Annotated in this window: 7 protein-coding genes; all 7 read left to right on the forward strand. The window is 66.2% G+C overall.

Annotation, left to right across the window (positions count from 1 at the left end; genetic code table 11):
* The first annotated feature begins 52 nt into the window (after positions 1–52).
* The 7 genes from JS533_RS00270 to JS533_RS00300 all read left to right on the forward strand — a co-directional run bounded on the left by JS533_RS00270 (position 53) and on the right by JS533_RS00300 (position 13,357).
* Positions 53–3,160, forward strand: a complete 3,108-nt coding sequence (locus JS533_RS00270; RefSeq protein WP_241512571.1) for an alpha-mannosidase — start codon at positions 53–55, stop codon at positions 3,158–3,160.
* A 219-nt stretch (positions 3,161–3,379) separates the two neighbouring features.
* Complete coding sequence (locus JS533_RS00275) at positions 3,380–4,651, forward strand: ABC transporter substrate-binding protein (protein WP_241512572.1); 1,272 nt, start codon at positions 3,380–3,382, stop codon at positions 4,649–4,651.
* Between the two features lie 31 nt (positions 4,652–4,682).
* The gene (locus tag JS533_RS00280; RefSeq protein ID WP_241512573.1) at positions 4,683–5,615 is read left to right on the forward strand and encodes a carbohydrate ABC transporter permease; all 933 of its coding nucleotides are present in this window, start codon (positions 4,683–4,685) and stop codon (positions 5,613–5,615) included.
* Between the two features lie 17 nt (positions 5,616–5,632).
* Positions 5,633–6,469: a carbohydrate ABC transporter permease gene (locus tag JS533_RS00285; protein ID WP_241512642.1), complete on the forward strand. Its 837-nt coding sequence runs from the start codon at positions 5,633–5,635 to the stop codon at positions 6,467–6,469.
* A gap of 12 nt (positions 6,470–6,481) precedes the next feature.
* Positions 6,482–7,777 (forward strand): glycoside hydrolase 5 family protein, encoded by a 1,296-nt coding sequence (locus JS533_RS00290; RefSeq protein WP_241512574.1) that lies wholly within the window; start codon positions 6,482–6,484, stop codon positions 7,775–7,777.
* Between the two features lie 113 nt (positions 7,778–7,890).
* Positions 7,891–10,407, forward strand: coding sequence for a glycoside hydrolase family 31 protein (locus tag JS533_RS00295; protein ID WP_241512575.1), 2,517 nt, complete (start codon positions 7,891–7,893; stop codon positions 10,405–10,407).
* A 136-nt stretch (positions 10,408–10,543) separates the two neighbouring features.
* The gene (locus JS533_RS00300; protein ID WP_241512576.1) at positions 10,544–13,357 is read left to right on the forward strand and encodes an endo-beta-N-acetylglucosaminidase; all 2,814 of its coding nucleotides are present in this window, start codon (positions 10,544–10,546) and stop codon (positions 13,355–13,357) included.
* Positions 13,358–13,487: the final 130 nt, after the last annotated feature.

Below are 13,487 nucleotides of genomic sequence, written 5' to 3' on the forward strand. Positions count from 1 at the left end.
TACTAAATCGCTTTAGTCTCAGCGAAGAGCAGAACCACAACAGAGGAGAGCCATGCTGCTGAAAGTCAATCGCGAGATCGACCGCTGCAAGCGCGTCATGCGCGAGCGCGTCTGGCCGCACATCCACCGCACGCTGGCGCAGTGCACCGTCGGCGCCGTCATGAACCCGGGCGAGCCGGAGATGCCGGCCGCGTTCATCACCCGCGCCGTGTCCGGCCAGGTCGACTTCAAGCCGCTCGCCGTCGGCGAACCGTGGGGCACCTCCTGGGGCACCACTTGGATGCGCGTCGAAGGCCAGCTGCCCGCCGACCTGCCGGCAGGCCTCGCCATCGAACTCGTCTTCAACCTCGGCTGGCTCGAATGGCCGGTCGGCGGCCACATCGAGGCCCTGGCCTACCGCGCCGACGGCACCGTCATCAAGGCCCTGCACCCTCGCAACCACTGGATGCCGCTCGTCTCCGCCGACGGCACGCGCGACCGCGTCGTCAACCCGGACGGCTCCTTCGTCATCTACGTCGAAGGCGCATACAACCCGAACGTCCCGTCCTTCACCGTCACCGAACTGGGCACCAAGCCCACCGGCAAGGCCGACGAACGCTACGAGTTCAGCTCCATCGACATCGCCGCGCTCGACCAGGACATGTTCGACTACTGGGCGGACCTCGACGTGATCACCGGCTCGCTCGAAAACATGAGCGACGCCGACCCGCGCTACTGGAAGCTCGCCAAGGCCATGCAGCGCTCCATCAACCTGTGGGACGAGAAGGACTACGCCACGCTCGCCCCGGCCCGCAAGGCCCTCGACAAGGTGATGGCCTCCCCGGCCAACGCCTCCGCGATGACCCTGACCGCGATGGGCCACTCGCACATCGACTCCGCATGGCTGTGGCCGGTGCGCGAGACCGAACGCAAGGTCGGCCGCACCGTCTCCAACGCCCTCGCCCTGATGGACATCGACCCGAACTTCACCTACGTGATGAGCGCCGCCCAGCACTTCGCCTGGCTCGAGGAGCGCCACCCCGACCTGTTCGAGCGCGTCAAGGACCGCATCAAGGAAGGCCGCTTCATCCCGGTCGGCGGCATGTGGGTCGAATCCGACGGCACCATGCCGTGCGGCGAATCCCTCATCCGCCAGATCTCCTACGGCAAGCGCTACTTCAAGGAGAAGCTCGGCATCGTGCCGAACGGCATCTGGCTGCCCGACAGCTTCGGCTACACCGGCGCCTGGCCGCAGATCGCCAAGCGAAGCGGCTACTCCTGGTTCCTCACCCAGAAGCTGTGCTGGAACGACACTACCCGCCTGCCGCACCACTCGTTCATGTGGGAGGGCGTCGACGGCTCGCAGATCTTCACGCACTTCCCGCCGGCCGACAAGTACGATTCCGACATGTCCGGCCACGACATGGCCTACGTGCAGCGCAACTACAAGGACAAGGACACCTCCGACCGCGGCATCCTGCTGTTCGGCTACGGCGACGGCGGCGGCGGCCCGATCCGCGAGATGGCGATGCGCGAGCACCGCTTCGAAAGCTTCGAAGGCATGCCGAAGGTCGAATACAGCACCCCGGACGACTTCTTCGCCAAGGCCGAATCCGAGATGAAGGCCGAGGCCGGCGACGAGATGCCGCGCTGGAAGGGCGAGTTCTACTTCGAGCTGCACCGCAAGACCCTCACCTCCCAGCAGGAGATGAAGCGCGGCTGCCGCAAGACCGAATCCGCGCTGCGCTCCGTCGAATACCTCGGCACGCTCGCCACGCTCGAGAACACGGAATACACGTTCCCGCAGGCCGAGATCGACCGCATCTGGAAGACGCTGCTGCTCAACCAGTTCCACGACATCCTGCCCGGCTCCGCGATCGAATGGGCCCACCGCGTGGCCCGCGAGGACTACGCCCGCGACTTGAAGCGCCTGCACGAGATCGCTCAGGAGGCCGTCGAGGCGCTCGCCGCCGCCAATCCAGACGCCGCGCGCATCGCCAAGGCCCGCATCAGCCAGTTCGCCGAGGTCGGCTCCTCGTGGACGCCGGCCAGCGTGGACGCCAGCGGCGAGCCGGTCGCGATCGACCGCCACGACGACGGCACCGTCACGCTCGACAACGGCCTGCTGCGCGCGCACGTCGCATCCAACGGCACCGTCGACTCGCTGGTCGACCTCAAGACCGGCCGTGAGATGGTCGCCAAGGACGCCTCGCTCGGCCGCTACGAGATCCTCAAGGACGAGCCCGGCGTGTTCGACGCCTGGGACGTCGAGCGCGACGCCTTCCTGTGCGCCACCCCGCTCGAGGACGGCACAATCGAATCGGTCGACACCGCCGCCGACGGCTCCGCCGTGATTCGCACCGCGAACCGCTTCCGCACCGACCGGATCGCCACGACGATCACCCTGCGCCCGGGCAAGAGCCAGCTTGACTTCCATGCCGACGTCGACTGGAACGTGCCCGAGAAGCTGCTCAAGGTCGACGTGCCGATGGCCCTGACCGCCACCCGCGCCCAGTACGAGTGCCAGTACGGCCTGATCGAACGCCCGATCGTCAAGAACACCGAAGGCGACGAGGCGATGTTCGAAAGCTGCTCGCACCGCTTCGTGCGCATCCACGACTCGTCGTACGGCATCGGCGTGGCCAACGGCTCCACCTACGGCTCCGACGTGAACTCGCTGCGCGACAACGACGGCGCGATCGCCGGCACGATGGTCCGCCTCTCGCTCGTCGCCGCGCCGACCGCACCGGACCCGCGCACCGACATCGGCCGTCACGAGTTCGACTGGACCGTGCTGCCGTGCGCCGAAGTCGCGCCGCTGGTCGCCGCGGCCGGGGAGATCAACGCCCCGGTGATCGACGACATGCCCGCCATCGGCTCGCCGGTCACGATCGAGACCGGTCAAGGCACGCCGGTCGTCGACTGGATCAAGCTCGCCGACGACGGCTCGGGCGACGTGATCGTCCGCCTCTACGAGGCGGCCGGCGCCAAGGCCGAGGCTACGCTGCACGCCGACGGACCGCTCGCCGGCTGGCAGGTGCGCGAGACCAACACGCTCGAGCAGGACGAATCCTACGCGGACGAACCCGCCGGACTCGTCGGCGGCAAGCAGGCGGCCGAAGGCGCCAAGCTCTCGCTCAAGCCGTTCCAGCTGACCACGCTGCGACTGTCCCGCGACTAGTCCCGCAGCCCCAAAATTTCGGTTCCGGGCCGCAAACGCCGGCCCGGAACCGGCGCAACCAACCAATCCGACAACTCACCATCACAACCACATAACTCAACATCAACCCGATCCGCGGCGCATCCGCCGCGGGTTTCACCCAACGCGGCCATTTCCGGCCGTATCACAACAAAGACGTTTCGACGAAGAAACAACACCAAGGAAAAAGGAGAACACCCCATGAAGGGAACCATCAAGAAGGCCGTGGCACTCGGCGCGGCGATCGCCATGATGGGCGGTCTGGCCGCCTGCGGCACCAGCTCGTCGAGCGGTACCACCGAGCTGAAGTTCCAGACCTGGAACCTCAAGAACGAGAAGTTCACCTCCTACTTCGAGGATCTCATCGCCCAGTTCGAGAAGGACAACCCGGGCGTCAAGATCAAGTGGGTCGACCAGCCGGCCGACAACTACGAGGACAAGCTGTCCACCGACGCCGCCGCGGGCGAGCTGCCCGACGTGGTCGACATGGGCCCGGAGCCGGCCTACACGCTGGCCAAGGCCGGCGTGCTGCTCAACCTCGCCGACGCCGCCCCGGAGGCCGAGAAGGACTTCCTGCCGGCCGCCTGGTCCGCCGCCACCTTCAAGGGCACTGACCTCGAGGAGGGCACCTACGGCTTCCCGTGGTACCTCAACTCCGGCCCGACCTTCTACAACAAGGCCGTGCTGTCCGAATGCGGCATCACCGTCGACCCGAACGACCCGCCGACCAAGCAGGACGACATCTTCGCGATGGCCGACACCTTCGGCAAGAACTGCGGCGGCAAGTACGCGCTGACCTCCGGCATCCCGTCCATCCAGGACTTCGGCATGTACGGCGTGCAGCTCATGAACGACGACCGCACCGAGTTCACGTTCAACAACGCCAAGGGCGTCGAGTTCGTCCAGCACTACATCGACATGTACAACGCGGGCGCCTTCACCGACGACATGCTCAACAGCTCCACCTCCGGCGAGTCCAAGAGCTTCAACGGCGGCTCCCAGGCGTTCATGAACGGCAACGCGTACAGCGTCGACGACATCCGCAAGAACGCGCCGAAGGTGTTCGAGAACCTCGCCATCACCGACTTCATCGCCAACACCAAGCCGAACATGTTCATGGAGATGCTCACCGTGAACGCCACCAGCAAGCACCAGGACCTGGCCATCAAGTTCGCCCGCTTCGTGACCAACTCCGACAACCAGCTCGCGTTCGACAAGAAGGCCAACGTCTTCCCGTCCTCCACCGGCACCATCGACGACGACTTCTTCAACCCGTCCGACGACACGATGGACGCCGAGGCCATGCGCATGTCCGCCGACCAGATCCGCAACGGCGAGATCTGGGGTCCGCCGCAGTTCACCTCCGCCTGCTCCACCATGCTGCGCGAGGAGATCGCCCAGGCGCTGCAGGGCAAGATCACCGCGAAGGAAGCCCTCGACGCGACCGTCAAGTACTGCAACGAGCGCATCTAAGCGATCAGCGAATCCGTAAGGAACCCCCATCATGGCAAAGACCAAGACCAAGAAGCGCGGCGGCGACGCCGCCGCGCAGGGGGTCGATCCCCGCTCCAGCGGCCGCATCGTCCCCTGGCTGTTCGTCCTCCCCCCGATCCTGTGGATCTGCACCTTCTCGCTGATCCCGTTCTTCAACACGATCCGCCTGTCCTTCACCGACTCCACGCTGCTCAAGCCCGGCAAGTTCGTCGGCCTTGAGAACTACGTGAACATGTTCACCGACCGGCGCTTCCAGACCGCGTTCTTCAACTCGTCGCTGTACGTGGTGTGCATCGTCCCGTTCATGGTGATCCTGCCGCTCATGCTCGCCGCGCTCGTCGCCGAGAAGACCCGCATCATGAACTTCTTCCGCACCGCCTTCTACACGCCGGTCATCATGTCCAGCGTCGTCGTCGGCCTCCTGTGGACCAACATCCTCGACAAGGACGGCCTGCTCAACGGCACGTTCAAGGCCCTCAAGTGGATCAGCACCCCGATCCCGTTCCTCACCGACCGCTGGCTGCTGCTGTTCAGCGCCATGGCCGTGACCATCTGGAGCGGCCTCGGCTACTACATGCTCATCTACTTGGCCAACATCGCCAACATCGACGGCACCCTGTACGAGGCCGCCTCGATCGACGGATGCGGCGGCATCCGCCAGTTCTTCCACGTGACCCTTCCCGGCTGCCGCGTGACGATGATCCTCGTCATGCTCCTGAGCTCCATGTCCGCGTTCCGCGTCTTCGGCGAGATCTACATGCTCTCCGGCGGCTCGGGCGGCGTGGGCGGCGCCGACCTGACGATGACCATGCTCATCAAGCAGGAAGGCACCGGCATCAACGCCCGCACCGGCTACTCCGGCGCACTCGGCATGGTCATGTTCGTGGTGCTCGGCTGCATCATCGGCATCGAATGGATCGTCCAGCGTAGGAGCGAAGACTGATGGCACGCGCAACGGTTATGGAAAACAAGTACAACCACGTCACCCCCGGCAAGGTCGTGCGCATCGTCGTGCTCATCGCCCTGCTGCTCTTCCTCGCGGCGCCGCTGCTGTGGCAGATCTCGCTCGCGTTCAAGGGCCCCAAGGACGACATGTACGCCGCGCCGTACCTGATCCCCGTCGACCCGACCATCGACAACTTCATCCAGGTGTTCAACCGCCTGCCGATCCTGTTCTACGTGTGCAACACGCTGATCGTGGCGGCCCTGAACATCGGCGGCAACATCATCTCCGGATGCTTCGCCGGCTACTCGCTGGCCCTCCTGCGCTTCAAGGGCAAGGGCCTGGTCATCGGCCTGCTGTTCCTGTCGATGCTGGTGCCCGGCGAGACGATCCTCATCTCGCAGTTCCTCATCATCCGCAACCTGCAGCTGCAGAACAACCTGATCGGCGTGGCCCTGCCGGGTCTGGTCAGCTCCATGAACATCCTCCTGTTCATGAACGCGTTCAACGCGATCCCGCGCGAGATGATCGAGGCGGCCGAGGTGGACGGCGCGAACATCTGGCAGCGCTTCTGGCGCATCTGCGTCCCGCAGGTCAAGGGCACGATGGCGCTCGTCGGCATCTTCTCCTTCATGGGCTCGTGGAACGACTTCCTCTGGCCGCTGATCGTGCTCACCGACGACTCGCACTACACGCTCACGCTCGGCATGAGCCGCCTGCAGGGCACCTTCGTGTCCGACCCGCGCGTCGTCGCCGCCGGCACCATCGTCGCCCTCATCCCGATCATGATCTTCTTCCTGGTCTTCCAGCGCTACATCTTCAACGGCCTGGAAGCCGGATCGGTCAAGGAGTAACCGGAGACCACCATGAAATTCGGAGTCAACTACACGCCCTCCGGCGAATGGTTCTACTCGTGGCTCAACCCCGACTGGACCGCGATCCGCCGCGACCTGACGCAGATCGCCGACCTCGGCGCCGACCATGTGCGCGTCTTCCCGCTGTGGACCCTGCTGCAGCCGAACCGCACGTGGATCAGCCCCAAGGCCATCGCCGACCTGCGCCGCATGGTCGAGATCGGCGGCGAAGCCGGACTCGACGTCTACGTGGACGTCATCCAGGGACACCTGTCGAGCTTCGACTTCGTGCCCTCCTGGCTCGTCTCCTGGCACGACGCGAGCATGTTCGCCGACGAGCCGGCCATCGAGGCACAGTGCGACCTCGTCAAGGCGATCTACGACGCGCTCGCCGACGTCAAGGCGTTCGCCGGGCTCACGCTCGGCAACGAGTGCAACCAGTTCACCGACCGCACGCATCCGCGCCGCATGTTCGCCACGCCCGACCAGATCGGCGCATGGCTCGACCGGCTCATCGGCTCGGTCGAAAACCGCGCCCACGAGGACGGCCGCGTGATCCTGCACAGCGAGAACGACGCCGTCTGGTACATGGACGGCCACGCGTTCCGCCCGCAGTACGCCTCGCGCAAGGGCGACATCACCACCGTGCACTCGTGGGTGTTCAACGGCACCGGCCAGCATTACGGCCCGATGTCGCTGGAAAGCACGCACCACGCCGCATGGCTCGTCGAACTGTCGAAGGCGTTCGCCTCGGACCCGCACCGTCCGGTGTGGGTGCAGGAGATCGGCGCCCCCGGCAACGTGGTCGCCCCCGAGGATGCGCCCGCATTCTGCCGCGAATCGATCGAGGCCATCGAGGATTGCCCGGACGTGTACGGCATCACCTGGTGGTGCTCGCACCGCATCCCGAAGACGTTCTCGGACTTCCCGTTCTTCGAGCACGAACTCGGCCTGTTCGACGTGGACGGCACGCTCACCGACGTGGGGGAGGCGTTCCGCGACGCCATCCGCTCCGCGAAGGAGGCTGCACCGGCCCCTGCGCCGCGCACCACGGCCATCGCCGTCCCCGTCGACGGGCAGGGCGACCCGACCCTGCGCGCCGCGCTCGCCCCGGCCGGATCCGTGTTCGAGGCGTGGATGGGCTTGACCCGACAGGGTGAACGCCCGTGTCTGATCACGTCCGCGGACGCCGCCGATCCAGCCAAGCTCGCCGCACGCGGCATCACGCGCGTCGAGCAGGTCGAAGCCGTCGCCGGCAACGCGTACAGCGCGGTCTCCGACCCGGCGTTCGCCGACAAGGGCGAATAGGCGACGCGACGAGGCGAGGGACCCCCGCGAGGGACAATGGGTGTGCGGCACTGCCCGCACGCCCGCCCCGGACGGTGGGCCACACACCAATCCAAGCAAGAAAGGCGGTCGTCATGGTCGACGCAACGCGGTTCACAGCCGAATCGAAGGCGGGCAACCCCCGCATGAACCCCCAATGCGTCGTCCAGGGCGACCGCTGGCGCATCGGCATCCTCACCGACTCGCTGGTGCGTCTCGAATGGTCCGACAGCGGCGACTTCGTCGACGATCGCACGCAGACCGTCGTCAACCGCGACTTCGGCGGCGTGCCGCACTTCGACGTGCGCCGCGACGCCGACGGCTGGATCGACATCGAAACCGACCACCTGCGCATCCAGTACAACGGCGAGCCGTTCAGCGCGGAAGGCCTCGCGATCACCGTCAAGGACTCGCCCTCGCAGCACAGCACATGGCGCTACGGCGACGCGCAGTCCGCCAACCGCGGCGGCACCACGCGCACGCTCGACCAGGTCGACGGCCCCACGCCGCTCGAACCGGGCCTCCTGTCCGGCGACGGCTGGGCGATCATCGACGACTCGGCCGACAATCTCGTGCGCGACATGCCGCAGGTGGGCGGCCGGACCAATCCGTTCGGCGAATGGGTCGCCGCCAAGCCGCACGCCACGCACGACCTGTACGTCTTCGGATACGCGGGCCGCATCCGCGAGGCGCTGCACGACTACTACCGGCTCACCGGCCCGGTGCCGCTGCTGCCGCGGTGGGCGTTCGGCAACTGGTGGAGCCGCTACCACCGCTATTCGGACGGCGAATACCGCACGCTCGTCGAACGCTTCGAACGCGAGGGCATCCCGTTCACCGTCGCCGTGATCGACATGGACTGGCACGTCACCGACGTGGACCCGAAATACGGCTCCGGCTGGACCGGCTTCACCTGGAACCGCGACCTGTTCGCCGATCCGGCCGGATTCCTCGGCTGGCTGCACGACCACGGCATGCGCACCACACTCAACCTGCACCCGCGCGACGGCATCCGCGCGTTCGAGGAATCCTACGGACGCGTCTGCAAGGCGCTCGGCAAGGACCCGAAGCAGGGCAGCGCCGTCGAATTCGACGCGGCCGACCCGGCGTTCATGAACGCCTACTTCGAGCAGGTGCTCCACCCGCTCGAGGACGAAGGCGTCGACTTCTGGTGGATCGACTGGCAGCAGGACGGCGTCACGCGCGTCAAGGGCCTCGACCCGCTGTGGATGCTCAACCATCTGCACTATCTCGACTCGGCCCGCCGCGGCGAACGGCCGATCACCTTCTCCCGCTACTCCGGGTACGGCTCGCACCGCTATCCGGTCGGCTTCTCCGGCGACACGGTCGTCACATGGGAATCGCTCAAATTCCAGCCGTACTTCACCGCCATGGCCTCCAACATCGGCTACGGCTGGTGGAGTCACGACATCGGCGGCCACATGTTCGGCTACCGCGACGAGGAGCTCGAGGCCCGCTGGTACCAGCTCGGCACGTTCAGCCCGATCAACCGCCTGCATTCGACCGACTCGCCGTTCAACGGCAAGGAGCCGTGGAACTTCCACGCCGAAACGCGCGCGGCCATGACGGACGCGCTCAGGTTGCGCCACCGGCTCATCCCGTACCTGTATGCGATGAACCACCGCGCCGCCGTCGACGGCGAACCGCTCGTCGAACCCATGTACTGGGAGTATTCGGGCGGCAACGTGCCCACCGAATTCCGTTTCGGCACCGAGCTCATCGTCTCGCCGATCCTCGAGGCCGGCAGCTGCGAGACGCAGCGCGCCAAGGCCGACGTGTGGTTCCCGCACGGCGACTGGTTCGACTTCTTCGACGGGCGTCATTACGCGTCACGGCCGGAAAGCGGCCGCACGATGCAGGCCTGGCGCGGCATCGACCGGATGCCCGTGTTCGCCAAGGCCGGCGGCATCGTGCCGATGCAGCGGCTCGCCGACGACGCGGCGGACGGTCCGGTCAACTCGACCGACAATCCGGCCGCGCTTGACGTGCTCGTCTTCCCCGGAACGGACGGCTCGTTCGCGCTGTGGGAGGACGACGGCGGCGTCGACGAACGCAATCACTGGACGCGCACCGATCTCACGTTCGATTGGACGCACGGCACGTTCACCGTCGCCGCGGCGGCGGGGGAGCGCCTCGCGATCCCCGCACGTCGATCGTGGCGCATCGTCTTCCGCGGCGTCGCCGATCCGGCCGCCGATCGCACGCACGACCTGTCCGGCATCGTCACCGCGACGGTCGACGGCCGTACGGTCGACTGCGACGCGACGTACGACGAGTCGACGCTCAGCCTGACCGTCGACGTCGCCGACGTGCCGATCACGGACGACCTGTGCGTGAGCGTCGCCGGAGGACTCGCGATCGCGCCGCAGCCGACCGAACGCGACGCGTTCGCCGTGCTGCGCGACGCGCAGATGCTCTACTTCACCAAGGAACGCGCGTGGGATCTCGTGCGGCGCGAGGGCGCGAACGCGCTCGCCTCGCTGCACACGCTCGAAATGCCCGCGGGCGACTACGGGGAACCGCAATGGTTCTCCTCGCACATGCCGCAAAGCGTCGTCGAGGCGCTCGCGGAAGTGCTGCTGCGCGGCTGAACCAATCTCCGTTTTTCCCTCCGACAGCCGGCCCATGCGGCCGGTCGGGCGCAAGCATGCCCAAAAACCGGGCGATGGCCCGTGAACCCCCAGATGTGCCGGCGCAAGGCAGAGCCGGCGACAGGAAAGGAAACCGATGAACAAGAAGACACTGATGTCCGTGTCGCGCCGATTCATGGCGGCGGCGCTGACCGGCGCGATGCTCGCATCGATGGCGGCGTGCACGGCCACCGGCGGCGCATCGGCCGTGAAGTACACGGTCACGCCCGAAAACGAGAACGAGGAGCTGATCCTCAAGAACCAGCCGGAATCCTCCTACTGGTTCCCCGAAAGCCTGCTCGAATGGAACGCCAAGGACGATCCGGACCTCGCGTACAACGTGAGCACCGTGCCGCTCGCCAAGCGCGTCGACAAGAAGGACCTCAAGGCCGTCAACGACACGCAGAACGCCGACACCAAGGTGATGGCCATCTCCATCATGAACTCGTCCACGTCGGGCAATGCGCCGCACGGCCTGAACAACGCGAACGCCAACACGTTCTCCTACTGGCAGTACGTCGACGAGCTCGTCTACTGGGGCGGCTCGTCCGGCGAGGGCATCATCGTGCCGCCCAGCCCGGACGTCACCGACATGGCGCACACCAACGGCGTGCCCGTGCTCGGCACCGTGTTCTTCCCGCAGAACGTCTCCGGCGGCAAGGTCGAATGGCTCGACCAGACCCTCCAGCAGAACGAGGACGGCTCCTTCCCGGTGGCCGACAAGCTCATCGAGGTCGCCAAGACCTACGGCTTCGACGGCTGGTTCATCAACCAGGAGACCGAGGGCGAGAACGAGACCTCGCTCGGCGCCGAATATGCGACCAAGATGCAGGCGTTCATCAAGTACATGAAGGAGAAGGCGTCCGACCTGCGCGTCGTCTACTACGACTCGATGACCAAGGACGGCACGATCGACTGGCAGAACGCGCTGACCGACGAGAACAAGATGTTCATGACCGACGGCTCGAACCAGGTCGCCGACGAGATGTTCCTCAACTTCTGGTGGACCGAGGACGAGCTCGCGGACAAGAACCTGCTCGAGGCGTCCGCCGACAAGGCCAAGGAGATCGGCGTCGACCCGTACTCGCTGTACGCGGGCGTCGACGTGCAAGCCAACGGCTACGACACGCCGATCAAGTGGGACCTGTTCGCCGGCTCCGACGGCACGACCCACACCTCGCTCGGCCTGTACTGCCCGAGCTGGACCTACTGGGCGGCCGGCAACCCGACCACGTTCCGCGCCAACGAAAGCCGCCTGTGGGTCAACAAGGCCGGAGATCCGAGCCAGAGCGAATCCTACGACGGCGACGAGTCGTGGCAGGGCGTGTCCAACTACGTCGTCGAGCAGTCCGCCGTCACATCGCTGCCGTTCGTCACCAACTTCAACAACGGCTCCGGCTACAGCTTCTTCCGCGACGGCGAGCAGATCTCCAAGATGGACTGGAACAACCGCTCCGTCTCCGACATCCAGCCCACCTACCGCTGGATCGTGACCGACGAGGGCGGCAACAAGACCAAGGCCGACTACTCCGACGCCGACGCATGGTACGGCGGCTCGTCGCTCAAGTTCTCCGGCGTGGCCAAGAAGGGCGGCACGACCAACGTGCGCCTGTATTCGGCCGACGTCAAGCTGGCCGACAAGACCGAACTGTCGATGACGGCCAAGGCGAACGCGTCCACCGAACTCGACGCCGTGCTCACCTTCGCCGACGGCTCGAGCGAGACCGTCGCGCCGAAGTCGGACAAGAAGATCGGCGAGGACTGGACGACCGTCACGTACGACGTCGCCAAGTACGCCGGCAAGTCGCTGACCGGATTCGACATCGCGTACAAGAGCGACGAGGACAAGGCCGGCTACCAGCTGCTCCTCGGCAACATCACGCTCAAGGACGGCGCCGAGCAGACCTCGGCCGGCAAGGTCACGTCGGTCAAGGTCGACGACAAGCAGTTCGACGACGACGCGATCTACGCCGGCGTGCGCCTGTCGTGGAAGGCCGACGACGCGGCCGAGGCCTACGAGGTGTACAAGATCAACGAGGACAAGTCCCGCTCCTTCCTCGGCATCTCCAACGTCGACAACTTCTACGCCGCCTCGCTGACCCGCACCGGAGAGACGAACAACACCACGTTCGAGGTCGTGCCGGTCGACCGCTACGGCAACCAGGGCACGTCCGCCACGACCGACATGGAGTGGCCCGACAACAGCAAGCCGAAGGCCGCCGCCACCGCCTCGCGCACGCTGATCGGCGTGGGCGACGAGGTCACGTTCACCTCCGCCAGCTCCAAGAACACCAAGAGCGTCTCGTGGTCGCTGCCCGGCTCCAGCCAGGAGCAGGCGACCGGCGACAAGGTCACCGTCACCTACGACAAGGAGGGCGTGTACGACGTCGAGATCACCGCGAAGAACGACAGCGGCGAGGCCACGACCAAGCTCGCCGGCGAGATCGTCGTCTCCTCGAAGATCAAGTCCGGCGCGGATCTGACGCTGCTGTCGCAGGGCAAGGCCACCGAGGCCGACGGCTTCACCAACGGCAACGAGAAGCCCGACTTCGCGGTCGACGGCGACACGTCCAAGAAGTGGTGCGTCACCGGCCCGGCCCCGCACGAGATCACGGTGGACCTCGGTGACGTCAAGACCGTCAGCCAGGTCGACATCGCCCACGCGCAGGCCGGCGGCGAGGACGCGAGCATGAACACGCAGGCGTACTCGATCGCCGTGAGCGAGGACGGCAAGGAGTTCACCACCGTGGCGACCGTCAAGGGCAACACCGCCGGCAACACGTCCGACGCGTTCGCCCCGGTCAACGCCCGCTACGTCAAGCTCGTCGTCGACAAGCCGACGCAGGGCAGCGACACCGCGGCCCGCATCTACGAGATGCAGGTGCTCGGCGCGGACGGCGCGATCCTGTAGCGCGCCGACGGGCGTGTCCCGGACATGATCCCGTGGGACGGACATACGGTCCGTCCCACGGGATCGTCCCATATGTTGTCAATGTGTCAACGATTGGCGCGGCGTTGCACTATACTGAGATAAACCGGTT

The organism is Bifidobacterium amazonense, from assembly GCF_018555435.2.
Classification (GTDB): Bacteria; Actinomycetota; Actinomycetes; order Actinomycetales; family Bifidobacteriaceae; genus Bifidobacterium; species Bifidobacterium amazonense.